We start from the raw sequence: 26,996 nt of genomic DNA, 5'->3' as shown, positions 1-26,996 counted from the left end.
CGTTCTTGGTTTTATTTTAACAAACTACTGCGTATTTACAATGGATAGTGCTCACCGCTCTTAGAAGCCAACCAACTGCAATCATGCTAAAATGAATTCAAAGAATCAGCGGGCGGCAGGAAACTGCCTGCTGGCAAAGGGAAGAGGGATGGGGATGGGCCGCGATCCGAAATTGGATGAAATCGAACGCTTGTTGAAAGAAGTGAAGGGGAAAGAAGAGACGAAGGAGTCCGGCTTTTGGAAAACGATGAAAGTGATGTCGTCGGTGTGGCGCAACTCTTTCCTCGTGGTGATTGCGGTCTTGTTGCTCCTGCTTGTGGCGCTGCCGCTCGGGACGTTTTGGATGCTGCAAGGAAGCACGGCGACTGAAAGCAAGGGTGCGTTTTTGGAACGGCTACAAGATATGAACCAGCTCGTGACGGCGGAAGCGTACTCGAAAGTCATTATTGAACGGGAAGATAACTCGCTGTTCGGCAAGGAAATCGGGCTCGACCTGCCTGGGACGAGGCGGCAACTGCTCGTCGTCATTCCAGGAGTAGTGAGAGCGGGCGTGGACTTCTCGGAATTGACGGAGGACGATATCGACATCGATGAAGAAGCGCAGACGGCGACATTGACGTTGCCGCGTGCGGATTTTGTCGGAGGCCCGGAGATTTTCATGGACCAAGTAGAAGTATATTCTTATGAAGGGTTGTTCCGTCAAGGCGCGGACATCTCGGAAGCCTATGAACTGGCTGAAGAAGCACAAACGTTGATGTTGGAGGAAACGACAGGGCAAGGCGTACTGGATCTCGCCGAAACGAATGCGAGTCGCTCCGTCGAAGAAATGTTCCAGCTGGTGAATTACGATGTGACAGTCGAATTCGAAGATTGAGGAGTGGATGGCATGACGAAACAAATTTTTCGGAATGATTGGCAGGACGTGCTCGGGGAAGAGTTCGAGAAACCGTATTATAAGGAGCTCCGTGCCTTTTTGAAAAAAGAGTATGCAGAACAAGTGATATTCCCGCCGAAAGAATTGATGTGGTCGGCGTTTGAAGAGACGCCTTACCGTAACGTCAAGGTCGTCATTCTCGGCCAGGATCCGTACCACGGCGAAGGGCAGGCGCACGGACTCAGCTTTTCCGTCCAACCGGGCGTCAAGCACCCACCGAGTCTGCGAAATATTTTCAAAGAACTGGATACCGATATCGGTTGCGCGAAACCAGTAGACGGCAGCTTGACGAAATGGGCGGAGCAAGGCGTTCTTTTGCTCAACACAGTGCTCACCGTACGGCAAGGCGCTGCTCATTCTCATAAAGGACACGGTTGGGAGCAGTTCACCGATGCTGCGATCCGCAAGCTTTCGGAGCGGCAAGAACCGGTCATTTTTGTCCTATGGGGCAGACCGGCGCAGCAGAAGAAAGCATTGATCGACACGACGCGGCACACCATCATCGAATCGGTACATCCGAGTCCGCTTAGCGCGAGCCGAGGCTTCTTCGGCAGTCGCCCATTCTCGCAAATCAACGACGCCTTGAAAGCACGCGGGGAAGCGCCGATCGATTTCTGCTTGGACTGACGGAACGGATCGGACGTGTTAAAATGGATGCGGTCAACAGAAAAGGGGGATGCGACATGGCGATTGAAACAGCCCATGTGATGCAGCAAATCGAAAAACACCTATCCCAGGCGAAAACGGCGGATCCCGCCAAACAGCGCGAATCGATCGCAGCGATCCGGGCGTTATGCGAACTTGTACTGGATGATTCCGGGACGGTTGCATCCGCGCCGCGCACATTGCCACTCTCGGCACCAGCGCCCGCACCTGTCACATCATTGAATAAACTCGAAGAAGACGACGCAAACAAAGACTCGATCTTCGAATTCTGATTGGAAAGAGGAGAAACCATGAAATTATTCTTAATCGTCGGAGCCATCAGCTCCATGCTATCCGTGGCGTTCGGCGCATTCGGTGCACACTTGTTGGAAGGCCGCATCGAAGACAAATATTTGGACACGTGGCAAACAGCCGTCCAGTACCAAATGTTCCACTCGGTCGGCTTGATCGTCATCGCGATTCTCATGAGCTCATCACTGCTCGGCCCGCTCACGCAGCTTAGCTGGGCAGGCTACTTGATGATTGCTGGCATCGTCATTTTCTCCGGCAGCTTGTATGTGTTGAGCCTGACTGGCATCGGCGTACTCGGCGCCATCACACCGATCGGCGGCGTGGCGTTCATCGCAGCGTGGATCATGGTCGTCGTTGCGGCGATGAAAGCGTTGTAAGAAATAGTGGGAAAGGACGTCTCGCGGGAGCGGGGCGTTTTTTTGATGAGGTTTTTATTGATGGGGTTTGGAGGTTTTGTTGTGGCTGCGGTCGCGGTTTTGGGTAAATAAGGTTCCGGACAGTAAGTTGGATGAATCGGACAGTATTCCCTTCAAATCGGACAGTATGTCCAAATAACTGGAAGTCACCGGCATAAAAGTGCCGGAACAGACGCCTTTTTCGTCCCGAAAAGGAAAGAAAGCACCAAAATTTCAGCCACTTCTATCCAAAACACTTCCAAAATCCCTTCAAAAACGATAAAAAGCCGCCCGCGGGCGGCTTTTCACAACATCATGATTAAACTTCCAAGAATTTCGCTGTGCGCTCGGCGTCAAGACGTGTCCCGACGTAGAACGAACCGAACTCCGCATAGCGTGCGCTGACTTCGTCAAAACGCATTTCGTAGATCAGTTTCTTGAACTGGAGGACGTCATCAGAGAACAATGTCACACCCCACTCGTAATCGTCGAAACCAACTGAACCGGAAATAATCTGTTTCACTTTGCCGGCGTAGCTGCGGCCGATCAAGCCGTGTGAACGCATCAAATCTTTGCGCTCGTCCATCGGCAGCATATACCAGTTGTCGTCACCGTCGCGGCGTTTGTCCATCGGGTAGAAGCAGATGTACTGCGAGCGCTGAAGCTCAGGGTATAGGCGTGCACGAACGTGCGGGTTTTGGTAAGGATCTTCATTCGATTCCCCAGCCAGGTAGTTGGAAAGCTCGACGACAGAAACGTAAGAATACGTTGGCACTGTGTAAGCGATCAATGTCAATTTGTTGTATTCCGTTTCAAGCTCGTTCAGTTCGTCCATCGTTTCTCGAAGAAGCATGAGCATCAAGTCTGCTTTTTGTCCGACAATCGAGTAAAGTGCGTGTGCACCTGTCTTGTTTTCGTCAGCTTCGTTCACTTTATTCATGAATGTCTGATACTCGTCGATTGCGAATTGGCGTTCTTCGTCCGTCAGCATTTTCCAGGAAACCCAGTCCATCGAGCGGAAATCATGTAATACGTACCAACCATCCAACGTAATTGCTGCTTCGTTCATTTATAAACACTCCTTTAATGGTTAACTTTCTCACCCCCAGTTTAGCATAAGGACGCGCGAACTTCCTGTGGAAGCGGTACTTGTCACCAATTCGCCATGAGCACGGCATCTTTTCAGGCGGGCTGGTTTCGGGTAGACTGAAGGAAGCGAAACGAACGAAAGAGGGGAATCGAATGCCGTCAAAATCCGGAATAAATGAATGGCGCTTTTGGGACGGGTCCGTGAGCGGTTTGTCCCGCTCGGCGCTAGAGTCGTTCGCCGCGGACGATCTGCTGTGTGAACAAGTCGGCAAAGGGGATAGCCCGGCGACGATCCGTACGTGGGTCCACGACCAAACCGTCGTGCTCGGCATCCAGGATCACCGGCTGCCGCATGTGGCGGAAGCGGTCGAGCTTCTGAAAGCGGAAGGGTATGACCCGATTGTCCGGAACTCCGGCGGCCTTGCTGTTGTGCTCGATCCGGGCGTCTTGAACATCTCGATGGTGCTGTCTGAACGCGAGCATCCGATCGATATCCCGGCAGGTTATGAAATGATGGTCGACCTTGTCCGGGAATTGTTCCCGGAAGGTGCCATCGAAGCTTACGAAATTGTCGGTTCCTACTGCCCAGGCTCTTACGACTTGAGCATCGGCGGGCAGAAATTCGCAGGCATTTCACAACGACGGATCCGTAAAGGAATCGCCGTGCAAGTGTACTTGTGCATTGAAGGCTCCGGCGCTGAGCGGGGGGAATTGATCCGCCGCTTTTACGAAACGGGGATTCAAGGGGAAGAAACGAAATTCACCTATCCACTGATCCGGCCCGAAGTGATGGCATCGCTGTCGGAATTGCTCGGACGCACGATCACGGTGGAGGAGACGGTGCTAGAGCTGCACGAACTATTCGGCTCGCCGCAACCAATCGGGTTAAAGCATGACGAAACGGAATTGTATGAATTTTATTTAAAACGGGTCGTGGAGCGCAACGCGAAAATGCTGCCTTCGGGGCATTGAAAAGGACTGCACCCCTCGTGTAAAATGACGGGTACCCGATACGGAAATGACAAGAATTTGGAGGTGTAGCCATGGAATACGGTTTACAGAAATTAGTGGAAGAAAAGGTGTTCAAAGATCCGGTTCACCGCTATATCCACGTACGCGACCAAGTGATCTGGGATCTCGTGAATTCACGCGAATTCCAGCGGCTTCGGCGCATCAAGCAACTGGGCACTTCCTATTTAGTGTTCCATGGTGCGGAGCATAGCCGCTTCAACCACTCGCTCGGCGTCTACGAAATCATCCGGCGCATTTCGGATGATATTTTCCACGGCCGGCCGGAATGGGATGAAAGCGAGCGGCTCGTCGTCCTTTGTGCTGCGCTTCTTCATGACCTTGGCCACGGTCCATTCTCGCATTCCTTCGAAAAGGTGTTCGACGTGGATCACGAGGACTTCACGCGCCAGATTTTGATGGGGGACACCGAAGTGAACGGCATCCTCACGAAAGTCGCACCGGACTTCCCCCAAAAAGTGGCGGATGTCATCGCGAAATCGTATCCGAACAAGCAAGTGGTCAGCCTCATTTCGAGCCAGATCGACGCGGACCGGATGGATTATTTGCAGCGGGATGCTTACTATACAGGTGTCTCTTACGGCCATTTCGACATGGAGCGGATTTTGCGCGTCATGCGTCCGCTCGGCGACCAAGTCGTCATCAAGTCGAGTGGGATGCATGCGGTGGAAGACTATATCATGAGCCGTTACCAAATGTACTGGCAAGTGTATTTCCACCCGGTGGCGAGAAGTGCTGAAGTCATTTTGCGGAAAATTCTCCAGCGTGCGAAGGAATTGAGCGATACCGGCTATGAATTCGCACAACCACCGACCCATTTTACGCGCTTTTTCGACCGAACTTTTACGTTGCGTGACTATTTGGCGCTCGATGAAGGAGTCCTTATGACATACTTCCAGCTGTGGACGACGGAACGCGACCCGGTCCTGTCCGATTTGAGTGACCGGTTCGTCAATCGCCGCCTGTTCCAATACATCGATTTCGATCCGGGCCGTGATTACCGGAAGCTCGGAGATCTCGCGGACCTATTCCGCAAAGCAGGTATTGACCCGGACTATTATTTGATCGACGATTCGACATCGGATCTGCCGTATGATTTTTACCGGCCGGGCGAAGAGGAAGAGCGTCTGCCGATCCATTTACTCATGCCATCAGGTGAAATCAAGGAACTGTCGAGACAGTCCCAGATCGTCGATGCGATTTCAGGCAAACGCCGGACCGATTACAAATTGTATTTCCCTGCCGAACTTTTAATCGACGGGAAGAAAAAAGCCATCAAGCAGCAAATTATAGAAATGTTGAGAGAAGGAGGGGTTTAATTGCTTCAGGAGCATGCGAAGATTGTGGATTTCATCGCAGCAGCAGAAGGGGTCACAGGCCGCAAGAAGTTGCAGAAGATGGTTTACATATTGAAGAAACTGGGCGAACCGTTCCAGGAAAAATACGAATTCCATATTTATGGACCTTATTCCGAAGAGCTGACGGCCCGCATCGAGGAATTGTGCGACATGGGCTTCATGACGGAAGCGAAGGAAGACAAAGGTTCATACATGCAATATAAATATGCGGTGACGGCCGAAGGGCTCGAGTTCCGTGCGGCGCTCGGCCAGCAAGGATTCGATCCGGCGCAAGTGGCAGAGCTGAATAGCCGGTCGAGCCGCTTCCTGGAACTGACGGCAACACTTCTGTATTTCGAACAATTGCCACGGGAAGAACAAGTGGAGAAAGTGCATATCGTGAAAGGGAAATTGAACTTCACGGAAGCGGAAATAAGTGAAGCATTCGACTTTATCGGACAACTCCGTGATGCGCGACTTCAATGAGCCGAGAGGCAGCCAATCAAAAAAGACGGTTCCCATTGGAGGAGAACCGTCTTTTCGTGCAATGCTTCACTGATCCGAGAACAACTTGCCTTTGACGCCGTAGTCGCTTTTTTTCATGTCTTCGATGAAGACGACGACATTTTCGACCGGTGCGCCGGTCGTTTCAGAAACGGCTTCTGTCACTTTTTCGACAAGTGCGCGTTTTTGATCTTCTGTACGTCCTTCGAGCATTTTGACGGTTACGTATGGCATAATAAAAACAGCTCCTTTTCTAAAGATTAAGTCAATCATAGCAGAACGGAGGAATGAGCAGAATGGCAAATGAAGAGAAACCGAAACAGAAATTAGGATTTACGATTATAAAAGACGACCCGATCGACGGCCATAAAGGATATGGTGTCGGCTCGCTGTCGCTGGAAAACGTTTCGCCTGTCTTCGTCGACGTCGAGGAAAAGATGGCCTTCCTGGACATCGGCGCGATGCACGCACGAAGCGAAGTCGAGAAACGGGTGAAATTCACAACCAACCGGGAGGACTCGGAAGGTGGGAAAGCGTACTGGCTGATCTGGGTGACGATCGACTTCAATCCGCAAGGGCCTTACTACGCCGGCGTCACAGCTTGTGAAATGGTCGTCAATAAAGAAAAGCGTCGCGGCTACAAAGTGCTGGCAGACCATGTCAACTTGATGGACAAGTCCATGAAGCGCAACATCATCGTCAGCCAGATGGACGACGAGTCCAAGCGTGTCCTCGGCGAGTACTTGAAAACGCACAACGAGGAAATGTGGCAGCGCAGTCTTCCGCAGCTTCGTCAAGACCTCCTGATGGAAGATTGACTATGTATGACGAAACTGTGTCGGTTGGAGAATAGGCCATTCCGATATTGAAGTTCGGGATGAAAGGCAGTAAACTAGAGATATAGCTTACAAATATAAGCTAGGACACCTGAATTGCGGGCAAGTGACATGATCCACTGCGACAAACCCAAGCCCAATGGCTCATGTTTCTTCCTTCGCATATTCGGGATTATAAAAAGGTTTTCTGTGCAGGGAACAATTTCCCTCTGCAGAAAACCTTTTTTTGCGTGTAACTGAATGGATTTAGGGTAAAAAAAGTACCGATGGAAACTATTGCGCTTTCCACAAAAAGACTTATACTTTTCTAGGGTATTTTATTTTTTAATGAAAAGGGGTATGGACGCATGGCAGGACATTGGTATACAGAAAAACAGACCGACGCATTCGGCATTACAATGAAAATAAAGAAAACACTTCACGAAGAACAGACGGAGTTCCAATACTTGGAGATGGCAGAAACGGAAGAATGGGGCAACATGCTGTTCTTGGACGGCATGGTCATGACTTCGGAAAAGGACGAATTCGTCTATCACGAGATGGTGGCGCATGTGCCGCTCTTCACGCATCCGAACCCGGAACACGTGCTTGTAGTTGGCGGTGGTGACGGCGGCGTCATCCGTGAAGTGCTCAAGCACCCGTCAGTGAAACAAGCGACGCTCGTCGATATCGACGGCAAAGTGATCGAGTACTCGAAGAAATTCTTGCCGACGATCGCATCCGGCCTGGAAGACGCGCGCGTGGAAGTCATTGTCGGAGACGGCTTCATGCACATCGCTGAATCCGAAAACCGCTACGACGTCATCATGGTCGACTCGACGGAACCGGTCGGGCCGGCCGTGAACCTGTTCACGAAAGGCTTCTACGCAGGCATTTCGCGTGCATTGAAAGAAGACGGCATCTTCGTCGCACAATCGGACAACCCGTGGTTCAAAGCGGACTTGATCCAACAAGTGCAACAGGACGTCAAAGAAATCTTCCCGATTACGAAATTGTACTTGGCGAACATCCCGACCTATCCGAGCGGCCTATGGGCGTTCACGATCGGTTCGAAAAAATACGACCCGCTCGCGGTGACGGAAGAACGTTTCCACGACATCGACACGAAATACTACACGAAAGAATTGCATCACGCGGCATTCGTCCTGCCGAAATTCGTCAAAGACCTGGCGGGGGAATGAAGATGCGATTCGACGAAACTTATTCAGGCAAAGTGTTCATCAAAAGCCATCCGAACTATGAAGAATCCAAAGCGGTCCTTTACGGCATGCCGATGGACTGGACCGTCAGTTACCGTCCAGGCTCACGCTTCGGCCCGAACAAAATCCGCGAAGTGTCGATCGGTCTGGAAGAATACAGCCCGTATCTCGACCGCGAGCTCGACGACGTGAAGTTTTTCGACGCCGGCGACATCCCACTGCCATTCGGCAATCCGGAAAAGAGCTTGCTCGAAATCGCGACATTCGTCCGCAAAGTACTGGCGGACGGCAAGATACCGGTCGGCATGGGCGGCGAACACCTCGTCTCACTGCCGGTCATGAAAGCGGTCGCGGATCACCACGAAGATCTCGCCATCATCCATTTCGATGCGCACACGGATCTCCGCGAGCATTACGAAGGGGAAGAATACTCCCACTCCACGCCGATCCGCAAAATCGCGGAATACATCGGACCGCACAACGTCTACTCGTTCGGCATCCGTTCCGGCATGAAAGAAGAGTTCGACTGGGCAAAAGCGAACGGCATGCACATCTCGAAATTCGAAGTGCTCAAGCCGCTGAAAGAAATCCTGTCGACACTCGCGGGACGTCCGGTCTACGTTACAATCGATATTGACGTACTCGATCCGGCGCACGCACCGGGCACGGGCACAGTCGATGCAGGCGGAATCACGTCACGCGAATTGCTCGAGGCGATTCACGCCATCGCTTCATCAGGTGTCAACGTTGCCGGTTTCGACCTCGTCGAAGTGGCGCCGGTCTATGATCATTCCGATCAGACGGCCAACACAGCAAGCAAATTAATCCGGGAAATGATTCTGGGCTGGGTGAAATAAGCGGCAGAGATTGGAGAGGAAAGCAATGGAATTGTACAAATGGTCAGGAACACGTGACGGGGCAATGGCACTTCTCGCAAGCCAGCCTACTGCACGGCTTGCGTATTTGACGAACGATAAAGATGAAGCGGTTGTACTTTACGAAGCGGAAAGCGGACCGGCACTTCCGGGTGCAGAAGCGTATCATATTCTGAACGCGGTCGGCGACATCAACAACGGGTTCTATGCGGTCTTTAACAACATTCCGGTCTCTGAAGAAGGGCGCGAAACGTTCGAGCAGCGGTTCCAGAACCGCGCCGGCATGGTCGAACAAGAGCCAGGCTTCGCAGCCATCCGTGTGTTGCGCCCGTTGGAAACCGACACATACGTCATTCTCACCATCTGGGACAACGAAGAAGCATTCAAAAACTGGCAGGAATCGCAAGCCTACAGCAAGGCACATGGGAAACGGAGAACACCGGAAGGCATCGACAGCCGCCCGAATATCTTTCCACGCCCATCCTTCGTCACAACTTACAAACGGTAAGCACGTGCAAGAAAAGAGGTGGCCCTGAACGTCGTGTATCGACGTTCAGGGCCACCTCTTTCTGAATACTATGCGGTACAAATAGAGGGAAAAATTTCGCTTATTTTGCCATGCTTAATCTCTTTCTAAATTCCCCAGCGGCCTACGCAGTCAGCCGCCCAACAACTATGAAACACTAACATTAAAACGAAACACTAACTGCCGTGAAACTACTACTTCACCCACACCCCAGCGAAGGGGCTGGCCCGGACATGGCGGAGTGATGAGACGAGCGTTCCTCAGCTCGGCTTATTACGGGAGCCATGTCCTTAAGCCCCGAGCGTTTTTCTAAGCGACACCCGACCTTACTTTTTACTTCCTAAACTCAAAATCCAGCGGCCTACGCAGTCAGCCGCCCAACAACTATGAAACACTAACATTTAAACGAAACACTAACTGCCGTGAAACTACTACTTCACCCACACCCCAGCGAAGGGGCTGGCCCGGACATGGCGGAGTGATAAGACGAGCGATTCCCAGCTCGGCTTATTACGGGAGCCATGTCCTTAAGCCCCGAGCGTTTTTCTAAGCGACACCCTCCGTTCCCAAACCATCACCTTTTCAAACACTCGACATTGAAAAAAGCCTCCAGCTCGGGCTATAATAGATAAGTTATTACGACAGGGGGCGGAATGGATGGAAAAGCAAGTGCATGTACGGTTGACGACAATCATCCGCCAGCCGGGTGAACAAGAGCAAAAAACCGAATTTCAGGCGAGAGGGACATTGACGGAAAAGAACGGCCGACGTTATTTACGCTACGCGGAAAGCCAAGACGGCCTCGACATCCGGACAATGGTCAAGTTCCGCGAACAGGAAGTGGTCATCGTCAGGAGCGGTGGCTTACAAATGCGCTTGCCCTTCATCTTGAATAAAGAACAAACAGGAAACTACACCAACGAGCACAGTTTCATGCTGACGACGAAGACGCACGAACTCCACGTCAGCAACACACGACTGCATGTGCGCTACGACTTGGTGATCGGTGCGGATTATATCGGCGAATACGAAATGGAAATTCAGTTTACGGAGGGATCAGCATGAACGCAGTAGAACAAGTGCAACAAGCAATCAAAAACGTCCTGGCGGATGCCGTGGTAAAAGCAGGCATGACCGAAGAAAAAATGGAAGTCCAATTGGAAGCTCCGAAAGACAAAGCGAATGGAGACTACGCGACGAACGTCGCCATGCAACTGACGCGCATCGCGAAAAAAGCGCCACGTGCCATCGCGGAAGAAATCATTGCGAACTTGGATACGCAAGCAGCGAACATCGAGAAAGTCGAAATTGCAGGTCCGGGCTTTATCAACATCACAATCAAAAAAGATTACTTGCAAGCAGTTGTCAAAACAGTTCTTGAACAACAAGCAGAATACGGACGTACGAACTCAGGCAACAACGAGCGCGTTCAAGTCGAGTTCGTTTCAGCGAACCCGACAGGCGACTTGCATCTCGGACACGCACGCGGTGCATCCGTAGGCGATTCGCTATGCAACGTCTTGGACATTGCAGGCTATGACGTATCGAGAGAGTATTACATCAACGATGCAGGAAACCAAATCAACAACTTAGCGTACTCGATCGAAGGCCGTTACATGGAAGCACTCGGCCATGAAGACAGCATGCCGGAAGACGGTTATTTCGGACAGGACATCAAAGACATCGCGGCTGCACTTGTTGCAGAGCACGGCGATTCGTTCACGAAGCTTTCCAAGGAAGAGCGCTTCGATGCGTTCCGTAAGCATGGCTTGAAAGTGGAACTGGCGAAGTTGCAGCAAGACCTAGCAGATTTCCGCGTCGAATTCGATGTCTGGTATTCGGAAACATCCCTTTACGAAAACGGCAAGATCGACAAAGCGCTCGATAAGCTGAGAGCGAATGGCCACGTCTACGAAGAAGAAGGCGCGACTTGGTTCCGATCGACAACATTCGGCGACGACAAGGACCGTGTCTTGATCAAGAATGACGGCACCTACACGTACTTGACGCCGGACATTGCATACCACGAAGACAAATTGCAGCGCGGCTTCGATAAGCTGATCAACATTTGGGGAGCAGATCACCACGGCTACATTCCGCGGATGAAAGCGGCGATCGAAGCACTTGGCTACGATCGTGACACGCTCGAAGTCAACGTCACGCAGATGGTACAGCTTTACAAAGACGGCGAGAAAATGAAGATGAGCAAACGGACAGGAAAAGCAGTCACGATGCGTGAGCTCGTAGACTTGGTTGGACTCGATGCAGTGCGTTACTTCTTCGCGATGCGTTCGGGTGATTCACACATGGACTTCGACTTGGATCTTGCCGTTTCGGAATCCAATGAAAACCCGGTTTACTATGCGCAGTATGCACATGCGCGGATCAGTTCGATTCTTCGCCAAGCAGAAGAGCAAGGCCTGGCAGCATCCGTGGAACACTTGGACTTGCTGACTTCTGAAAAAGAAATTGATGTCTTGAAGCGGATCGGGGACTTCCCGAAAGTGATCAGCGACGCAGCGAGATTGCGCGCACCACACCGCATCCCGACATATATCCATGAATTGGCTTCACATTTCCACAGCTTCTACAACGCGCACAAAGTATTGGACGCATCAGAACAGGAAATGACAGGCGCTCGTCTTGCATTGATCACAGCAGTGAAAACGACACTTGCGAACGCACTGCGCGTCGTCGGTGTATCTGCTCCGGAAAAAATGTGAGAGACTTTTCAGGAATAAACGGTATAATGAACAGCAGAACACGACTTGGAGCGGAAATGGACGTTCGTCCGTTTTCAGTAAAATTCCATATCACACAAAGGTCTTCATGTGTCACCACATGAGTTAAAAGGGAAGCCGGTGCAATTACGGCGCGGTCCCGCCACTGTAAGTGAGAGCGAACTGCAGCACCACTGGAAATTTCCGGGAAGGAGCAGCGAGCGATGACCACGAGCCAGGAGACCTGCCTTTGTGAAGAAACAGCCCGATGCTTGCGAGGACAAGCGGAAAGTGCACGTCTTTTTCAGGACGACCTTTCTGAACCTCCGCAGTGATGCGGAGGTTTTTTAGCATGGAAAAAAACAGCTGTGCAGCAGTAAGACTATCAGGAATGGGAGAGAACAACATGAGACATACTTGGGGGAAAACAAAGAAATTCGGTTGGGCGATGGGGCTTTCACTGCTCTTTCTTGCAGGTTGCATGGAGGAAGCGACGCCAGTTGAAGAAAGCGGAACGTCCGATTCAGCACAAACGCAACAAGCGGAGGATTCCGTCTACCCGCTGACGTTGACCGATGCAGCAGCTGAAGAAGTGGTCATCGAAGAAGAGCCGACCGTTATCGTCTCGATGGTACCATCGAATACGGAAATCCTGTTCGAGCTGGAGCTGGATGACAAAGTAGTCGGCGTCTCTGATTTCGATAATTATCCACCGGAAGTCGCTGATATTGAAAAAATCGGTGGTCAGGAATTCAACGTGGAGAAAATCATCAGCTTGCAGCCGGACTTAGTGTTAGGGCATGAAGGTGGCCTTGGCTTAGGCGGGGAAGGCTACCAGCAGCTCCGCGATGCAGGTCTGACGGTTTACATCGTCGATGAAGCGAACAACTTCGAAGAGACGTACGAAACGATTTCGGTCATCGGTCAAGTGGCGGGCGCTACAGAAGAGGCAGACGCAGTCATCGAAGAGATGCGAGCGGAAGTCGCAGAAGTGGAAGAACTGGTTGCAGGAGTGGGAGAGCCGAAGCTTGTCTATGTCGAAGTCGGCAGCACGCCTGAAATTTATACGACAGGAAGCGGCACGTTCATCGATGAAATCTTGAACCTTCTTGGTGCAGAAAACTTGGCAGGCGATCAAGAAGGATGGATCAGCTTAGATCCGGAAGCGATCGTTGCGAAAGATCCGGATGTAATTTTGACGACGGAAGCGGCTTACGTACCGGACGCGATTGAATTGATCAAGACGCGCGGCGGGTTCGCTGATGTACAGGCTGTGAAGGACGACGCCGTTTACGCAGTGGATTCGGACAGAACGACACGTCCAGGACCACGTTTGACAGAAGGCTTGCTGGAAATCGCACAAGCTATCTACCCGGAGCTCTTCAGTGAGTAAAACCGTTGCCGCCTATCTCGTCTCCTTGCTCATACTTGGGGGCGTGATTGTGCTCGGCGTGACAGTCGGGACAGCAGCCATTTCCCCGCGCGTGTTGTGGAACCCGGAGTATGACAAAACGGCGGCCACTATTTTATGGAACATCCGGATGCCCCGTGTCGTCCTCGCGGGTCTGATCGGAGCGGCGCTTGCCATTGCCGGTGCTGCGTTCCAAGGCTTGCTGAAAAACCCGCTGGCGGATCCCTATACACTTGGCGTGTCTTCCGGTGCATCGGTCGGAGCGGTTATGACGCTGTTTTTCGGTATCTCGATCCCGTTCCTCGGCATGTATACCTTGCCGGTCATCTCAATGGTTTTCGCATTGCTGACAATGCTCGGTGTCATCACGTTCGCACGACTTGTCGACCGTTCGATGAAAATGGAAACGGTCATTTTAACAGGGATCATCTTCAGCTCGTTTCTCGGCTCGGTCATTTCCCTGATGATCGCATTGACAGGCGAGGAGCTGCGCCAAATCATCGGCTGGTTGCTCGGCAGCGTCTCGATGAGAGGGTGGCCGTACGTCCAGATGGCAGCACCATTCATCTTGATCGGCTCATTCGTACTGTGGCTATGCCGCCGCGAACTGAATGCCATGCTGTTCGGCGAAGAACGCGCACAGCACCTCGGTGTCGACGTTCGCAAATGGAAAATGCTCGTGCTGGTCGCTGGTTCAATTTTGACTGGTGCAGCCGTCGCTGTTTCCGGAACGATCGGCTTCGTTGGTCTCGTCGTGCCACATATGACGCGGCTCTTATGGGGAGCGGATCACCGCCATGTGCTGCCGCTATCATTTTTGAACGGGGCATCCCTATTGATCGTCTGTGACCTTGTGTCGCGGACCATCATTTCACCGGCTGAATTGCCGATCGGCGTCATCACCGCCTTCATCGGTGCGCCGGTATTCGCCTGGATTTTCTTCCGCCAGCGCCAGAGGAGGTCATGACATGCTGGAAATCATAGATGTATCAGGCGGCTATGGCGATGAACCCATCGTTAAGAATGTCTCATTCCGTGTAGAAAAAGGGCGCATGCTCGGCATACTCGGCCCGAATGGCAGCGGCAAATCAACATTGATGAAGTTGATCAGTGGTGCATTGCCGTTCGAAAATGGAAAAGTGAAAGTCGGTGGCCAACTGATTTCCGCTTATTCGGCAAAAGAGATTGCGCGTGAAATGGCCGTCTTGCCGCAGCTTCATGCGCACGCTTTTTCGCATACAGTCAAGGAAACTGTGGCGCTCGGCCGCTACCCTCACCAAAGGGGATGGTTTTCATCGTGGTCGAAAGAAGATGAACAAACCGTCACCACAGCCATGGAACTGATGGACATCACTGCCTATAAAGACACGTTCATCGACCAATTGTCGGGCGGCGAACAGCAACGGGTCTTCGTCGCGCAGGCACTTGCCCAAGACGCACCGATTCTGTTGCTTGACGAACCGACGAACCATCTCGACATCAATCACCAAAAGGAATTGCTCGATACGATCAAAAAGCAGGCCATCGAAAAAGAGCTGACGGTCGTCTCGATTTTCCACGACATCAACTTGGCTGCCATGTATTGCGACGAATTGCTGCTGCTCGAAGACGGGGAAATCGCCCGCATCGGGGAGCCCCATGAAGTGGTGAAAGAAGGGACCATCGAGCAAGTTTACCGAACGCGCGTCAGCAACCATCCGCATCCGGAATTGCCGAAGCCGCAGATTACACTATTGCCAGGTGTGAAACGGAATGCTGCGTCTGCTTGGATCAGCGCAGAGGACATGCGGATTTCAAGTGATTACGTTTTGTACGAAAGTCCGGTACCGTTGAAAACGGTTTCCTCCGCTGTCGTCAATGCAGGGTCCGGTTGGTTCAGTACATTCATGAACCGGCACGTCCGCTACGATTACAACATCGAAGACAGTGTGAAAGAAATGGAAACGTTCATCAGTGAGCACGGCTACAAAACGACGAACACGGTTGCCATGATGACTGCAGTCCATACAGAAGATGCTGTAGTGAAAGAATTCGAAGGCGCGTTCGGCAGCATCATCGTCATGGTGACAGCAGGTGTCGGAAATGCGGTCGACGTCTCGCAGGCGATGACTCGTCCGGGATATGTCGGCACCATAAACACGTGGGTGCTCGTCAATGGTTGCCTGACCGACGAAGCGTTCATCCAGACGATGATCACAGCAACCGAAGCGAAAACGAAAGCGCTTTTCGAGGAAGATGTCCGTGATCCGCTGACTGGGACACTTGCAACGGGGACTTCGACTGACAGCTGTCTCGTCGCGGCTACACAGCAAGGTGAAGAACTACCTTACGGCGGACCGATCACAGACCTCGGAAAATTGGTCGGCTCCGGCGTATTTGCATGCACGGTGGAAGCGATACGGCGCAGCCGAAAGGCGAAAGCTGAATGGTGATCCATCTCGCGGCGATCGCGCTTGGCATGTTGCTCGACCGCATCATCGGGGACCCGCCGAACTGGCCGCATCCGGTCCGTTTCATCGGGAAACTGATTAGCGGACTGACGAAAAAGTGGAACCACCCCCCACATGCATGCCGAAATGGATTTGCGATGGTGGCAGTTGCTGTGGTGCTCGTGTTTGCCATCGTTTATGCAATCGTCACTGCAGCTTATGCCGTTCACTGGAGCATCGGACTAATCGTGGAAGCACTGCTCATCGCATCCGGACTGGCACAGAAGAGCTTGGCAGACGCTGGACTTCTTGTGCACCGCCCGCTCCTTGCAGGCGATTTGCCGGAAGCACGCAATAAGCTGTCGTGGATCGTCGGGCGTGATACCGAACATCTCAGCGAAAGCGAAATCGTCCGCGGCACGGTCGAGACCGTTTCCGAGAATACGGGCGACGGCGTGACGGCTCCGCTGTTCTGGGCGTTTCTGCTCGGAGCGCCGGGGCTGTGGCTTTACAAGACGGTCAATACGTGCGATTCGATGGTGGGGTACAAAAATGAACGTTTCGAACGTTTCGGCTTTGCCTCCGCCCGTTTCGATGACGTCCTGAATTTCATCCCGAGCCGGATGACGGGATTGCTGATTTTGTTGCTGACGAAAAACAGCACGAGCCGACCTTTCAAAGAGCGGCTCTACATCTGGCTCCGTGATGCACGCAAGCATCCGAGCCCGAACAGTGGCTGGCTGGAAGCGGCGACTGCTGTCCAGCTTGGCGTGCAACTTGGCGGCGTCAATTCATACGGCGGCACCACTTCAGAACGGGCGCGGATGGGCGAACCGCTCCACGCGCTTGAAGCCCGTCACATTAAAGAATCGGTCCGCCATTTGAACATCGCAGCGCTCGGATTTTTCATTTTACTTGTGATAGGGGGAATCTGCATTGAACTTGCCTGACCACGGCGCCAACCCGAACCGGCTTTACGAGCGGCTCGGGATGGCAGTGCCGAAGCGCATCATCGACTTCAGTGAGAACGTTCATCCGCTCGGTCCGCCGTCGTTCGTCGACAGTGGATGGGATGCGTTGAAAGATTTAATCAATCGCTACCCAGATGCAGAAGCGGAACCGTTTCGGAGCGCCGCTGCCAGCTATCACGGCTTTTCGAAGGAATGGGCGGCGGCAGGGAATGGTGCTGCGGAAATCTTTACATGGCTTGCGAGACGTTACCGGAACAAGCGCGTCTTGTTGATCGAACCGGCATTTTCGGAATATCGGAAGACGTTAGAAGCAGAAGGTGTGGAAATCCGGGCGGTGCAATTGATGGCCGACACCGATTGGAAGCTGGATGTAGTGGAAGTGTGCGCGGCTTTACAAGGCTGCAGCGCGCTCTACATCTGCAATCCGCACAATCCGACTGGCCGACTGTTGACGGTGGAAGAAATGACGACACTTGCAAAAGCTTGCGGGGGAGCCGACTGTGAGTTGGTCATCGATGAGGCGTTCATCGATTTTGCCGGGGAGGAATTTTCGTTTTCTCCGCACTTACCGGACTTCCTGCACGTCATCCTCGTCCGTTCGATGACGAAAATGTACGCCATCGCAGGTCTACGTCTCGGCTATGTACTGGCCGAACCGAAGCTCCTCGACGAACTGACTGCCGCAGCGGCCCATTGGAACGTCAATGCGTTAGCTGCCGAAATCGGGACGAATTGCTTCAAGGAAGAAGCGTACCGTCAAGAAGTACAGCGCAGTGCGAAAGTGGAACGGGAAGAAATGACCGCATTTCTCCGTAGCCACGGCTGCATCGTCACAGACTCAGCCGTCAACTTCCTTGTTTTCCGTTTGCCGGGAGACTGTGACGCTGAGAAGTTCTTCACGGACATGCTTCAGACGGGCATCGTCCTTCGCCATACGCGGAACTTCGCGGGCATGGACGGGGAGTGGTTCCGCGTCGGCATGAAAACACCGGAAGGGATGGCGGAACTGAGGGGAGCGATCAATGCATGGCTGGAAGCGAATTGATCTTCATCAGCGGCGGCGTCCGAAGCGGGAAAAGTGCTTATGCTGAGAAACTGATCCGGGAACACGGCAGCAGTGAGCGCTTATACCTTGCGAGCGGCCAAAAAGGCGACGCTGAAATGGACGAACGCATACACAAGCACCGGCGTGACCGCCAGTTTGACGGTTGGACGACAATCGAAGCGCAGGTGAAGTTTGAAAGAGTGGTCGAAGATATTCCAGAAGGCGCAGCCGTTTTATGGGACTGCGTGACGACGTGGCTTGCGAACGAATTGTACGCAGGCTGGGAGCACGGGACGCCGTGCGTGGAAACGGAAGGTTGCATGGAACGGAAGTGGCAGGAGTTGCAAATGACCATCGCTCGCATCCGCGTTCGCGCCTCGCTGTTCGTCATCGTCTCGAACGAAGTACTGGATGAGCCAATCAAGGATCCGTCCTACCAAAGATGGCTCGGCCGCATTCACATTTGGCTCGCGAGTGAAGCGGTGCAAGCGATTGAAATGGAAAGCGGACTGGCGTTTCACAGGAAATGATAGAGGGAGGAGGCGGGGCAAATGCTCGCCTCACTGAAAAACGGCATGTTGCTGGCGCTCCAGTTTTTTACGGTGCTGCCCATTCGGCGTGAAGTCCGGATGGAGCGCTCCGATATTACCGCGATGTATATGGCGCTGCCAGCAGTGGGCATAGGGCTCGGTGGCATCGTTGCGCTCGCGCTGTTCGGAATGAAGGAGTTCACTGACATCAGCTCACTGCTAACGGCATTTGTCATTGTCTTAGGGGCGGTTGTCCTGACGGGCGGTCTTCACCTCGACGGCCTGGCGGATGCGGGTGATGCGTTCTTCTCTTACCGTGACCGGGAAAAACGGTTTGCGATCATGGAAGATCCGCGCATCGGTGCATTCGGCGTCATGGTCCTGTTGTTCTTTGTCGTCGGGAAAATCATCCTAGTGGCAGAAATCGTGGAAGCTGTTCCGCTCGCGGCCGTCATCGCGATTCCGTTCGCAGCGCGGATCGTCTTACTGATTCTTTTCGCTTCGGTGAAAAGCGCCAAGACGACCGGACTTGCGGCTTATTTCCAGCAGCATGCGAACCGGGGGAAGCTAGTGGCTGCAACGGTCGTTTATACGATCATTGGTGCAATCATTCTCGTGCTGACGACACAATGGCTGCTCGCCATCGCCGTATTTGCAGCGATGGCACTGTTCGCTTTTCTTTACGGCAGCTGGTGCAAGAAGCATTTTGGCGGGATGACCGGCGATTTGTTCGGAGCGGGTGTGGAAGGAGCTGAATTGGTGCTATGGATCGTTCTTTTACTCTTGATCTGATTCGCCACGCACCGACCGAGAGTAACCGCGAGAAGCGCTATCTCGGCTGGACGGACGAATCGGTCCTCCCATTCATTGGCGCTCAGGATGAGAAGGCCACCCGTGTGTGGGGAAGCGACTTAGTACGCTGCCGGGAAACTGCAGCGGTTTTGTTCCCGAATGCCGAATACACCGCGGACCCGGATTTCCGGGAATGCCATTTCGGTGACTGGGAGCTGAAGACGTACGACCAGCTGAAGGCGGATCTGCATTACCGGCAGTGGATTGATGACCCGGAGCTTCACCGTCCTCCTGGCGGCGAAAGCTTGACGGAGATGGCGGAGCGGGTCGACCGCGCTGTTTTAAAATTGCCGGACACTTCTTCTTGCATCGTCGTCGCGCACGGCGGACCGATCCGCTACTTGATCGCCAAGGCTTTGAAAGAAGAATTCGCACAACAAATCGTGCGCCACGGCTACCGGTACCGTCTCACGTGGACGAGCCGGCATGCATTCGAGGAGGGACAGCCATGCATATCGTTTTCGGAGGTGCATTTAACGGCAAACGGCAATTCGTCCAAGACCGACTGACTGGCCAAGTCGACTGGTACGAGGAGATTTTGCCGGAAGCATCGAATCACACAACAGTGACCACTGGTTTGGAGGAGTGGATTTACGGCCAGCTGGAACAAGGCGCGTCAGAAGCGCACATCGTGAAACAAGTGCAAGGCGCGCTCGATAAGCAGCAAGTAAACATACATATATGGATCTTGACGGACATCAGCCGGGGCATCGTTCCACTCGACCCATTGGACCGGCAATGGCGCGATGCCACGGGACGGATTTATCAATTGTTGTTCAAAGAAGCACAGAGCATTACAAGGATTTGGTACGGCCTGCCTGAAAATTTGAAAGGGGACGGATGGACATGAAACTTTACACGAAAACAGGGGATGGCGGAAAGACCAGCTTGATCGGTGCGCGAACGGATAAGGACGACCCACGCGTAGAAGCATACGGCACGACGGATGAGCTGAATTCGTTCATCGGCAAAGCAATCACGGAATTGGATCCCGAGCTTTTCAAAGACTTACGCGAAGACTTGACGGCGATTCAAAACGAATTGTTCGACTGCGGCGGCGACTTGTCGGACGTGAGGAAAGAACCGAACTACAAATTGACGGAACAAGCGGTCGAAGTGCTCGAGGAGCGCATCGACGTGTTGGTGCAAGAACCAGCGCCGCTTGAACGTTTCATTTTGCCAGGAGGTTCACCGGCTGCAGCAACGTTGCATATTGCCCGCACTATCGCGCGCCGTGCAGAGCGTCAGACGGTAACACTCGCGAAAGCGGGCGGTGATTATCCACCGGTCGTGCGTCAATACTTGAACCGCCTGTCGGATTATTTATTCGCAGCGTCACGCGTCGTGAACTCACGGAGCGGTATCCCGGATACGGAGTATATCCGCGGCGAAGTCGTCTTCAAAAATGGCGGACGCGGCAAGGATAAGAAGGAATGAATACGCGCACATTGACGCTGACGGCTTTGTTCATCGCACTTTCGGCTGTTGGTGGCATGGTGAAAATTCCGCTCGGTCCTGCTTCGATCGCAATGGATGCGATGCCGGCGCTCGTCGCCGCATTCATCCTATCTCCTGCGCTCGCTGCAGCGGTCGGCGGCCTTGGTCATTTATTGTCAGCGCTGTCGGGTGGATTCCCACTCGGACCAATGCATGCGGTGATCGGAATCGAGATGGCGGCCATCATCTTCATTTTCGCCTTGATGCACCAAAAAGGGGCGAAGTTCTTGATCTGGCCAGTCTTCATTATCGGCAACGGCATCATCGCAGCGATTCCGTTTTACTTCATCCTGTCACCGGCATTTTTCTACGCAGCAGTGCCTGGACTTCTCCTTGCGGCAATGATTAATGCTGTCGTGGCGGCACTTGTCATGCCGTTCGTCCTGAAAGCGAGGATGGCAACCCAATGACGCGCAACGCTTTGGCACTCGGCGATTGGATCATCACGACGGACAATTCTGCGGCCATCGGGGAGAAGCCTGCAGATGTTGTTGCAGCACCGGACGAGGTGACGGCTAACTTCGCAGCCCGCGTCGCCCTGCTCGAACAATGGGCGGCAGGCAGTGAGCCGGAAGCCGTACTTCTTCAAAACTTCAGTGGTGATGCTCATTGGCATCGTTACGTCGAAGGGATCGAACAATTATTCAGCCAAGCAGGAATTCCGTGCCCGCCGATTTCCGGCAGCTCCGAAACAAATATGGAGACGATGCAATCCGCAGTTTCCGTTACGTTGCTTGGGAAAAGGAAGCGCGCGGTGACAACGGAAGGACTGCATTGGTTCCTTTATGGCGTCCCGCTCGTCGGACAACGTGTCCTTCTCGAGAAGGACCGAGTGGCGGACTTGAAGGTGATTCAAGAAGCGATTGAAGGCGGTCTTGCTGAACGCGTTTGGCCGGTCGGTTCGCAAGGCGTCGCGTCGGAAGCGGAGCGCATGATTGGGAAGAAGCCTACATCGATTGAACGTATCGACTCGTCCACATCTGGTGGACCGGGTACATCTGTTTTAATTGGTGTTGCGGTTGAGAAAGTTGGAGCGGCGATGCAGCATTTCGGTGCTGAATTCGTTGCACTCCAGTTTGAATCATAGGGAAGAGCCCGGCAGCCGTCGATTAGGCTGCCGGGCTTTTTTGCGAGGAAGGATTCCAGTTTTGCGATTGGGAAAAATTTCTTATGGAGCGTTGGTTAGTGTGTGCTAAACTGGAGAAGAATCTATTTTCAAAAAATAGAAAGCCTTTTCAAATTCCTTGTTGACTGAATGCTCATTCATTATTATGATAGAAATTAGCATCGACAAGCGGAGAAATATTCCGTACACTTTGTCATAAGGAATTATTAGAATATATTCACAAGGGGGACTGCACGATGGAGCCATTGCTCATTGCGAATTGGATTCTGTTCCTGGCTGTAGTAGTATATGGGGTCTATTTGTTCATTTACCTTTTAAAGAGCAGATACGATTACATAAAGCTTGGGCAGAAAGTGGAAGTTGAAGATAACTTCAACGAACGAATCAGAAAAGTCATGGTCAACGTATTCGGCCAGAAGAAATTGATGAAGGATAAGAAGAGTGGAACGATCCACGTCATGTTCTTCTACGGATTCCTGTTGGTGCAGCTGAGTGCCTTGGACTTCATCATCAAAGGGCTTTCGCCGGAAGCGCATTTGCCGCTTGGCCCGCTCTACCCGGCATTCACGTTCTTCCAGGAAATTGTTACATTGACGATTCTTGTAGCGGTTGTTTGGGCGTTCTACCGCCGTTACGTCGAGAAGCTTGTCCGTCTGAAGCGCGGATTCAAGTCCGGTCTCGTCTTGATTTTCATCGGTGGCTTGATGGTGACAGTGCTTGCAGGTAACGGAATGGCGTTGATCTGGCACGGTCACGAAGGAACTTGGAGTGAACCGGTCGCATCTGTTATCGCGATGGCATTCCAATGGCTGCCTGAAGTAGCTGCAGCATCGATCTTCTACGTCATGTGGTGGATTCACTTATTGATCCTCTTGACGTTCCTGGTTTACGTGCCGCAATCGAAGCACGCGCACTTGCTGTTCGGTCCGGTGAACACTTGGTTCCACCGTACGGACCACGTTGGCCGCTTGCAGCCGATCGATTTTGAAGCATTGGAAGATGCGGATGAAGACGATCCGGACGCGATGCCGACATTTGGTGTAGGGAAAATCACTGATTTCAAGCAAACGCAAATGCTCGACTTCTACGCATGTGTAGAGTGTGGGCGATGCACGAATATGTGTCCGGCAACCGGAACAGGTAAGATGCTGTCTCCGATGGACTTGATCACGAAGCTTCGTGACAACTTGACGAACACTGGTGCCGTCATGACACAGAAGAAGCCATGGGTTCCAGCAATGGCTTTCGGCAACACGCAAGGGAACCAACTGGCGATGGCAGCTGGCGCTGAAGGTGCAATCATTGAAGACATCTACAGCCCGAGCTTGATCGGCGACATCATCACAGAAGAAGAAATCTGGGCATGTACAACTTGCCGTAACTGTGAAGACCAATGTCCGGTTATGAACGAGCACGTTGATAAAATCATCGACCTACGCCGTTACCTTGTCATGACGGAAGGAAAAATGGACAAAGACGCACAGCGCGCGATGACAAACATCGAGAAGCAGGGGAACCCTTGGGGGCTGAACCGCAAAGAGAAAGAAAACTGGAGAGATGCGAACCCGGACGTTCACATCCCGACAGTGAAAGAAATGAAAAAAGCCGGTGAAGAATTCGAATTCCTCTTCTGGGTCGGTTCGATGGGTGCATTCGACAGCCGTTCGCAAAAGATCGCGATGAGCTTTGCCCGCCTGATGAACGAAGCGGGAGTGAAATTCGCGATTCTCGGAAACAAAGAGAAAAACTCTGGTGATACACCGCGTCGTCTCGGAAATGAGTTCCTGTTCCAGGAGTTGGCGACAGCGAACATCAGCGAGTTTGAAAAAGCGGACGTCAAGAAAATCGTTACAATTGACCCGCACGCTTACAACATCTTTAAAAACGAATATCCGGACTTCGGATTCGAAGCCGAAGTTTACCACCATACGGAAATGCTATTCGAGCTCGTCCAGGACGGCCGCTTAAAACCACAATTCCCGGTACACGAAAAAATTACGTTCCATGACTCGTGTTACCTCGGTCGTTACAACGACGTATACGATGCACCGCGTGAAATCCTGAAAGCGATCGAAGGCGTCGAGCTGGTCGAGATGGTCCGTAACCGCCAGGACGGCATGTGCTGTGGCGCAGGCGGCGGGATGATGTGGATGGAAGAAGACGCTGGCCACCGTGTCAACGTTGCCCGTACTGAGCAAGCACTCGAAGTAAGCCCGACGATCATCTCGTCCGGGTGCCCGTACTGCTTGACGATGCTTTCGGATGGGACGAAAGCGAAAGAAGTCGACGAGACAGTCGGAACGTACGACGTTGCCGAACTTCTGGAAATGTCGATCTACGGATCAGCTGCTCCAATGCAAGAAAAAGAATTACAGCCTGTTCAATAACATTGCAAGGGCCGGAAAATTCAGATATGATAGAAAAAAAGGGAAAGGGAGTGCATGCTCCCTTTTCTCTTGCCCAGTCGCCGAGCGAGCGTTCAGTCAACGCATTAGCCGAAGGGAGTTCGGCCGATGCGTTTGCGACGAAGCTAGCGAAGCGGATCCTCGATCTTGATTTATCAGCGGTTTTCTGGAGTTTTTCGGCGATTTTTCACCGTTTATCAGCGATTCTCAGGAATCCGCCCAATATTTATATTTTTTAGCGTCATGTGCAAACGTTTTCAAAACAAGGAGGAGAAATGCTATGCCTAAAACAGTCATTCTGGACGGAGCAAGAACCGCATTCGGAAAATTCGGAGGCGCGCTCAGTACACTTTCAGCAAGCGACCTTGGAGCACAAGCGATCAAAGAAGCACTTAATCGTGCCGGAGTAGAACCTGGACAAGTGCAGGAAGTCATCATGGGGAACGTCCTGCAAGCAGGCCAAGGCCAGATTCCATCACGCCAAGCTGCTTATAAAGCGGGCATCCCGTACAACGTGAAATCCGAAACGATCAACAAAGTATGCGCATCCGGTCTACGCAGTGTCACACTTGCGGACCAGATCATCCGCCTCGGCGACGAGGAAGTCATCGTAGCGGGCGGCATGGAATCCATGTCGAATGCACCGTACTATTTGCCGAAAGCACGGTGGGGGCTTCGCATGGGCGATGCAACTGTCATCGACGGCATGGTCCACGACGGCTTGTCCTGCTCATTCCATCCCGACAAAGTCCACATGGGCACGTACGGAAATTCCACAGCCGAAGATTTCAATCTGACGCGTGAAGCGCAAGACGAGTGGTCAGTTCGCTCGCATAAACTGGCGACGGAAGCGAAAGACCGTTTTGCAGAAGAGATCGTCGCAATCGAGATTCCACAGCGCAAAGGGGATCCGGTAAAAGTCGACACTGACGAATCGGTCCGTGCGAACTCGACAATCGAATCACTGGCGAAACTGAAGCCAGCTTTCGGCAAAGACGGCACGATCACAGCTGGGAACGCACCGGGCATCAATGACGGAGCAGCAGCGCTGGTCTTGATGAGCGATGAACGTGCGGCGAAGGAAGGCAAGCAACCGCTTGCAACCATCCTTGGTCATACGGAAATCGCGATCGAACCACATCGTTTCCCGGAAACACCGGGCATCGTCATCAATGAACTATTGAAGAAAACAAACAAGTCATTGGATGAAATCGACTTGTTCGAGATCAACGAAGCGTTTGCGGCAGTCGCACTTGCATCAGCTCAAATCGCATCGCTTGATCAAGACAAAGTCAACGTCAACGGCGGATCGGTCGCACTTGGCCATCCGATCGGGGCGAGCGGCTCGCGTATCATTCTGACACTCGCATACGAATTGAAACGCCGCGGCGGGGGCATCGGCATCGCAGCCATCTGCTCAGGCGGAGGCCAAGGGGATGCCATCATGATCGAAGTGCCAAAGGAGGAAAAATGAATATGACGATTCAAACCATAATGGTGATCGGTGCCGGCCAAATGGGCTCAGGCATCGCACAAGTTTGTGCGCAAGCAGGCTATACGGTGAAATTGAACGATATGAAACAAGAAGCTTACGACCGCGGCATCGGCGTCATCACGAAGAACCTTAGCCGGAACGTTGAGAAAGGCCGTATGACTGAAGAAGAGAAAACAGCAGTTCTTGGCCGCATCACTTCTTCACTTGACTTGAAAGACGCGAGCGACGTGGACCTTGTCATCGAAGCAGCTGTCGAAAATATGGAAATCAAACAAAGCATTTTCAAAACATTGGACGAAGTGACGCCGAAGCATACGATTCTTGCTTCGAACACATCTTCACTACCGATCACGGAAATCGCAGCAGCGACGAACCGTCCGGAACAAGTCATCGGGATGCACTTCATGAACCCGGTACCGGTTATGAAGCTTGTCGAAATCATTCGCGGACTGGCAACTTCCGACGAAGTATACGAGCAGATCGAAGAAATGACGAAGAAGCTTTCGAAAGTACCGGTTGAAGTAAACGATTTCCCAGGATTCGTTGCGAACCGCGTCTTGATGCCAATGATCAACGAAGCGATCTTCACTTTGCAAGAAGGGGTTGCGACGAAAGAAGCGATCGACGATATTATGAAACTCGGTATGAACCACCCAATGGGACCGCTTCAGCTTGCGGACTTCATCGGACTGGACACGTGCCTATACATCATGGAAGTGCTCCATGAAGGATTCGGCGACAGCAAATACCGTCCGAGCCCGTTACTACGCCAATACGTGAAAGCAGGATGGCTAGGCAAGAAAACTGGACGAGGCTTCTACGAATATAGCTGAA

At 52.5% G+C, this 26,996-nt stretch carries 31 protein-coding genes and 1 riboswitch; of the genes, 29 read left to right on the top strand and 2 right to left on the bottom strand.

Annotated elements, in window-relative coordinates:
- Positions 1-91 precede the first annotated feature (91 nt).
- From GIW82_RS07485 to GIW82_RS07470, 4 genes are read left to right on the top strand one after another with little or no spacing between them, the layout of a single operon-like run.
- Complete coding sequence (locus tag GIW82_RS07485) at positions 92-874, top strand: DUF4230 domain-containing protein (protein WP_230309238.1); 783 nt, start codon at positions 92-94, stop codon at positions 872-874.
- Positions 875-886: 12 nt separating this feature from the next.
- The gene (locus GIW82_RS07480; protein WP_154749218.1) at positions 887-1,561 is read left to right on the top strand and encodes a uracil-DNA glycosylase; all 675 of its coding nucleotides are present in this window, start codon (positions 887-889) and stop codon (positions 1,559-1,561) included.
- A 56-nt stretch (positions 1,562-1,617) separates the two neighbouring features.
- Complete coding sequence (locus GIW82_RS07475; RefSeq protein WP_154749217.1) at positions 1,618-1,872, top strand: YwdI family protein; 255 nt, start codon at positions 1,618-1,620, stop codon at positions 1,870-1,872.
- A gap of 18 nt (positions 1,873-1,890) precedes the next feature.
- Complete coding sequence (locus GIW82_RS07470) at positions 1,891-2,268, top strand: DUF423 domain-containing protein (protein ID WP_154749216.1); 378 nt, start codon at positions 1,891-1,893, stop codon at positions 2,266-2,268.
- Positions 2,269-2,605: 337 nt separating this feature from the next.
- Here GIW82_RS07470 and hemQ read toward each other — a convergent pair whose 3' ends face one another.
- Positions 2,606-3,355, bottom strand: a complete 750-nt coding sequence (hemQ, locus tag GIW82_RS07465; protein ID WP_154749215.1) for a hydrogen peroxide-dependent heme synthase — start codon at positions 3,353-3,355, stop codon at positions 2,606-2,608.
- A gap of 173 nt (positions 3,356-3,528) precedes the next feature.
- On the opposite strand from hemQ, the gene GIW82_RS07460 reads away from it, so the two are divergent.
- The 3 genes from GIW82_RS07460 (at position 3,529) to GIW82_RS07450 (ending at position 6,227) form a co-directional block, all read left to right on the top strand.
- A complete protein-coding gene (locus GIW82_RS07460) occupies positions 3,529-4,347 on the top strand; it encodes a lipoate--protein ligase family protein (protein WP_154749214.1) in 819 nt (272 codons plus the stop codon).
- 71 nt (positions 4,348-4,418) lie between these two features.
- The gene (locus GIW82_RS07455; protein ID WP_154749213.1) at positions 4,419-5,723 is read left to right on the top strand and encodes an HD domain-containing protein; all 1,305 of its coding nucleotides are present in this window, start codon (positions 4,419-4,421) and stop codon (positions 5,721-5,723) included.
- Positions 5,724-6,227, top strand: a complete 504-nt coding sequence (locus GIW82_RS07450) for a YwgA family protein (protein ID WP_154749212.1) — start codon at positions 5,724-5,726, stop codon at positions 6,225-6,227.
- A 66-nt stretch (positions 6,228-6,293) separates the two neighbouring features.
- Here the strand turns inward: GIW82_RS07450 and GIW82_RS07445 are convergent, their stop codons facing one another.
- Positions 6,294-6,479, bottom strand: a complete 186-nt coding sequence (locus GIW82_RS07445) for a 2-hydroxymuconate tautomerase (RefSeq protein ID WP_154749211.1) — start codon at positions 6,477-6,479, stop codon at positions 6,294-6,296.
- Positions 6,480-6,541: 62 nt separating this feature from the next.
- Here GIW82_RS07445 and GIW82_RS07440 point away from each other — a divergent pair, with 62 nt between their 5' ends.
- From GIW82_RS07440 to GIW82_RS07335, 22 genes are all read left to right on the top strand, one after another.
- A complete protein-coding gene (locus GIW82_RS07440) occupies positions 6,542-7,063 on the top strand; it encodes a YwhD family protein (RefSeq protein ID WP_154749210.1) in 522 nt (173 codons plus the stop codon).
- Positions 7,064-7,428: 365 nt separating this feature from the next.
- Positions 7,429-8,262: a spermidine synthase gene (gene speE, locus GIW82_RS07435; RefSeq protein WP_154749209.1), complete on the top strand. Its 834-nt coding sequence runs from the start codon at positions 7,429-7,431 to the stop codon at positions 8,260-8,262.
- Between the two features lie 2 nt (positions 8,263-8,264).
- Positions 8,265-9,137: an agmatinase gene (gene speB / locus GIW82_RS07430; RefSeq protein ID WP_154749208.1), complete on the top strand. Its 873-nt coding sequence runs from the start codon at positions 8,265-8,267 to the stop codon at positions 9,135-9,137.
- Positions 9,138-9,162: 25 nt separating this feature from the next.
- On the top strand, positions 9,163-9,663 hold the full coding sequence (locus tag GIW82_RS07425) for an antibiotic biosynthesis monooxygenase family protein (protein ID WP_154749207.1): 501 nt from the start codon (positions 9,163-9,165) through the stop codon (positions 9,661-9,663).
- A gap of 675 nt (positions 9,664-10,338) precedes the next feature.
- The gene (locus GIW82_RS07420; protein WP_154749206.1) at positions 10,339-10,746 is read left to right on the top strand and encodes a YwiB family protein; all 408 of its coding nucleotides are present in this window, start codon (positions 10,339-10,341) and stop codon (positions 10,744-10,746) included.
- A complete protein-coding gene (argS, locus tag GIW82_RS07415; protein WP_154749205.1) occupies positions 10,743-12,404 on the top strand; it encodes an arginine--tRNA ligase in 1,662 nt (553 codons plus the stop codon). The genes GIW82_RS07420 and argS overlap by 4 nt, the downstream gene beginning before the upstream one ends.
- An 81-nt stretch (positions 12,405-12,485) precedes the next feature.
- Positions 12,486-12,667, top strand: a riboswitch (cobalamin riboswitch).
- A 140-nt stretch (positions 12,668-12,807) separates the two neighbouring features.
- Positions 12,808-13,794 (top strand): ABC transporter substrate-binding protein, encoded by a 987-nt coding sequence (locus GIW82_RS07410; RefSeq protein WP_154749204.1) that lies wholly within the window; start codon positions 12,808-12,810, stop codon positions 13,792-13,794.
- A complete protein-coding gene (locus tag GIW82_RS07405; RefSeq protein WP_370456128.1) occupies positions 13,787-14,779 on the top strand; it encodes a FecCD family ABC transporter permease in 993 nt (330 codons plus the stop codon). Before GIW82_RS07410 ends, GIW82_RS07405 begins: the two co-directional genes overlap by 8 nt.
- Before the next feature lies 1 nt (position 14,780).
- The gene (locus tag GIW82_RS07400) at positions 14,781-16,244 is read left to right on the top strand and encodes an adenosylcobinamide amidohydrolase (RefSeq protein WP_154749203.1); all 1,464 of its coding nucleotides are present in this window, start codon (positions 14,781-14,783) and stop codon (positions 16,242-16,244) included.
- Complete coding sequence (gene cbiB, locus GIW82_RS07395) at positions 16,238-17,191, top strand: adenosylcobinamide-phosphate synthase CbiB (RefSeq protein ID WP_154749202.1); 954 nt, start codon at positions 16,238-16,240, stop codon at positions 17,189-17,191. The genes GIW82_RS07400 and cbiB overlap by 7 nt, the downstream gene beginning before the upstream one ends.
- Entirely contained in the window at positions 17,178-18,257 is a 1,080-nt protein-coding gene (cobD, locus tag GIW82_RS07390; RefSeq protein ID WP_154749201.1) for a threonine-phosphate decarboxylase CobD, read from the top strand. Before cbiB ends, cobD begins: the two co-directional genes overlap by 14 nt.
- A complete protein-coding gene (locus tag GIW82_RS07385; RefSeq protein WP_154749200.1) occupies positions 18,239-18,787 on the top strand; it encodes a bifunctional adenosylcobinamide kinase/adenosylcobinamide-phosphate guanylyltransferase in 549 nt (182 codons plus the stop codon). Before cobD ends, GIW82_RS07385 begins: the two co-directional genes overlap by 19 nt.
- A 21-nt stretch (positions 18,788-18,808) precedes the next feature.
- Positions 18,809-19,579 carry an adenosylcobinamide-GDP ribazoletransferase gene (gene cobS, locus GIW82_RS07380; protein ID WP_154749199.1) on the top strand — a complete coding sequence of 257 codons (771 nt, stop codon included), beginning with the start codon at positions 18,809-18,811 and terminating at the stop codon, positions 19,577-19,579.
- The gene (locus GIW82_RS07375; protein WP_154749198.1) at positions 19,552-20,148 is read left to right on the top strand and encodes a histidine phosphatase family protein; all 597 of its coding nucleotides are present in this window, start codon (positions 19,552-19,554) and stop codon (positions 20,146-20,148) included. The genes cobS and GIW82_RS07375 overlap by 28 nt, the downstream gene beginning before the upstream one ends.
- Positions 20,088-20,489: a bifunctional adenosylcobinamide kinase/adenosylcobinamide-phosphate guanylyltransferase gene (locus GIW82_RS07370; protein WP_154749197.1), complete on the top strand. Its 402-nt coding sequence runs from the start codon at positions 20,088-20,090 to the stop codon at positions 20,487-20,489. Before GIW82_RS07375 ends, GIW82_RS07370 begins: the two co-directional genes overlap by 61 nt.
- Positions 20,486-21,076: a cob(I)yrinic acid a,c-diamide adenosyltransferase gene (locus tag GIW82_RS07365; RefSeq protein ID WP_154749196.1), complete on the top strand. Its 591-nt coding sequence runs from the start codon at positions 20,486-20,488 to the stop codon at positions 21,074-21,076. The genes GIW82_RS07370 and GIW82_RS07365 overlap by 4 nt, the downstream gene beginning before the upstream one ends.
- Complete coding sequence (locus GIW82_RS07360) at positions 21,073-21,546, top strand: ECF transporter S component (protein WP_154749195.1); 474 nt, start codon at positions 21,073-21,075, stop codon at positions 21,544-21,546. The genes GIW82_RS07365 and GIW82_RS07360 overlap by 4 nt, the downstream gene beginning before the upstream one ends.
- Positions 21,543-22,223 (top strand): alpha-ribazole-5-phosphate synthase, encoded by a 681-nt coding sequence (locus tag GIW82_RS07355; RefSeq protein WP_154749194.1) that lies wholly within the window; start codon positions 21,543-21,545, stop codon positions 22,221-22,223. Before GIW82_RS07360 ends, GIW82_RS07355 begins: the two co-directional genes overlap by 4 nt.
- A gap of 275 nt (positions 22,224-22,498) precedes the next feature.
- A complete protein-coding gene (locus tag GIW82_RS07350; protein WP_154749193.1) occupies positions 22,499-24,649 on the top strand; it encodes a (Fe-S)-binding protein in 2,151 nt (716 codons plus the stop codon).
- Between the two features lie 26 nt (positions 24,650-24,675).
- Entirely contained in the window at positions 24,676-24,906 is a 231-nt protein-coding gene (locus GIW82_RS07345; protein WP_154749192.1) for a hypothetical protein, read from the top strand.
- Positions 24,907-24,947: 41 nt separating this feature from the next.
- Complete coding sequence (locus GIW82_RS07340; protein WP_154749191.1) at positions 24,948-26,141, top strand: acetyl-CoA C-acetyltransferase; 1,194 nt, start codon at positions 24,948-24,950, stop codon at positions 26,139-26,141.
- 2 nt (positions 26,142-26,143) lie between these two features.
- Positions 26,144-26,995, top strand: a complete 852-nt coding sequence (locus GIW82_RS07335; protein WP_154749190.1) for a 3-hydroxybutyryl-CoA dehydrogenase — start codon at positions 26,144-26,146, stop codon at positions 26,993-26,995.
- Position 26,996 lies beyond the last annotated feature (1 nt).

Origin of the sequence: Planomicrobium sp. YIM 101495 (genome assembly GCF_009707665.1) — a bacterium.
In the GTDB taxonomy this organism is placed as follows: Bacteria; Bacillota; Bacilli; order Bacillales_A; family Planococcaceae; genus Planococcus.
The sequence above is the reverse complement of the archived record's forward strand: the minus strand, read 5'-3'. Positions and strand labels throughout refer to the sequence as shown.

Excerpts from the sequence above, each read along its gene's own strand:
- GIW82_RS07420 (WP_154749206.1), top strand. The coding sequence starts at position 10,339 with ATGGAAAAGCAAGTGCATGTACGGTTGACGACAATCATCCGCCAGCCG.
- GIW82_RS07350 (WP_154749193.1), top strand. The coding sequence starts at position 22,499 with ATGGAGCCATTGCTCATTGCGAATTGGATTCTGTTCCTGGCTGTAGTA.
- speE (WP_154749209.1), top strand. The coding sequence starts at position 7,429 with ATGGCAGGACATTGGTATACAGAAAAACAGACCGACGCATTCGGCATT.
- cbiB (WP_154749202.1), top strand. The coding sequence starts at position 16,238 with ATGGTGATCCATCTCGCGGCGATCGCGCTTGGCATGTTGCTCGACCGC.
- hemQ (WP_154749215.1), bottom strand. The coding sequence starts at position 3,355 with ATGAACGAAGCAGCAATTACGTTGGATGGTTGGTACGTATTACATGAT.
- GIW82_RS07410 (WP_154749204.1), top strand. The coding sequence starts at position 12,808 with ATGAGACATACTTGGGGGAAAACAAAGAAATTCGGTTGGGCGATGGGG.
- GIW82_RS07340 (WP_154749191.1), top strand. The coding sequence starts at position 24,948 with ATGCCTAAAACAGTCATTCTGGACGGAGCAAGAACCGCATTCGGAAAA.
- GIW82_RS07470 (WP_154749216.1), top strand. The coding sequence starts at position 1,891 with ATGAAATTATTCTTAATCGTCGGAGCCATCAGCTCCATGCTATCCGTG.
- GIW82_RS07345 (WP_154749192.1), top strand. The coding sequence starts at position 24,676 with ATGATAGAAAAAAAGGGAAAGGGAGTGCATGCTCCCTTTTCTCTTGCC.
- GIW82_RS07485 (WP_230309238.1), top strand. The coding sequence starts at position 92 with ATGAATTCAAAGAATCAGCGGGCGGCAGGAAACTGCCTGCTGGCAAAG.
- GIW82_RS07445 (WP_154749211.1), bottom strand. The coding sequence starts at position 6,479 with ATGCCATACGTAACCGTCAAAATGCTCGAAGGACGTACAGAAGATCAA.
- argS (WP_154749205.1), top strand. The coding sequence starts at position 10,743 with ATGAACGCAGTAGAACAAGTGCAACAAGCAATCAAAAACGTCCTGGCG.
- GIW82_RS07480 (WP_154749218.1), top strand. The coding sequence starts at position 887 with ATGACGAAACAAATTTTTCGGAATGATTGGCAGGACGTGCTCGGGGAA.
- GIW82_RS07365 (WP_154749196.1), top strand. The coding sequence starts at position 20,486 with ATGAAACTTTACACGAAAACAGGGGATGGCGGAAAGACCAGCTTGATC.
- GIW82_RS07355 (WP_154749194.1), top strand. The coding sequence starts at position 21,543 with ATGACGCGCAACGCTTTGGCACTCGGCGATTGGATCATCACGACGGAC.
- GIW82_RS07375 (WP_154749198.1), top strand. The coding sequence starts at position 19,552 with ATGGATCGTTCTTTTACTCTTGATCTGATTCGCCACGCACCGACCGAG.
- GIW82_RS07370 (WP_154749197.1), top strand. The coding sequence starts at position 20,088 with ATGCATATCGTTTTCGGAGGTGCATTTAACGGCAAACGGCAATTCGTC.
- GIW82_RS07440 (WP_154749210.1), top strand. The coding sequence starts at position 6,542 with ATGGCAAATGAAGAGAAACCGAAACAGAAATTAGGATTTACGATTATA.
- GIW82_RS07335 (WP_154749190.1), top strand. The coding sequence starts at position 26,144 with ATGACGATTCAAACCATAATGGTGATCGGTGCCGGCCAAATGGGCTCA.
- speB (WP_154749208.1), top strand. The coding sequence starts at position 8,265 with ATGCGATTCGACGAAACTTATTCAGGCAAAGTGTTCATCAAAAGCCAT.
- GIW82_RS07400 (WP_154749203.1), top strand. The coding sequence starts at position 14,781 with ATGCTGGAAATCATAGATGTATCAGGCGGCTATGGCGATGAACCCATC.
- GIW82_RS07360 (WP_154749195.1), top strand. The coding sequence starts at position 21,073 with ATGAATACGCGCACATTGACGCTGACGGCTTTGTTCATCGCACTTTCG.
- GIW82_RS07475 (WP_154749217.1), top strand. The coding sequence starts at position 1,618 with ATGGCGATTGAAACAGCCCATGTGATGCAGCAAATCGAAAAACACCTA.
- GIW82_RS07460 (WP_154749214.1), top strand. The coding sequence starts at position 3,529 with ATGCCGTCAAAATCCGGAATAAATGAATGGCGCTTTTGGGACGGGTCC.
- GIW82_RS07455 (WP_154749213.1), top strand. The coding sequence starts at position 4,419 with ATGGAATACGGTTTACAGAAATTAGTGGAAGAAAAGGTGTTCAAAGAT.
- GIW82_RS07425 (WP_154749207.1), top strand. The coding sequence starts at position 9,163 with ATGGAATTGTACAAATGGTCAGGAACACGTGACGGGGCAATGGCACTT.
- GIW82_RS07385 (WP_154749200.1), top strand. The coding sequence starts at position 18,239 with ATGGCTGGAAGCGAATTGATCTTCATCAGCGGCGGCGTCCGAAGCGGG.
- cobS (WP_154749199.1), top strand. The coding sequence starts at position 18,809 with ATGCTCGCCTCACTGAAAAACGGCATGTTGCTGGCGCTCCAGTTTTTT.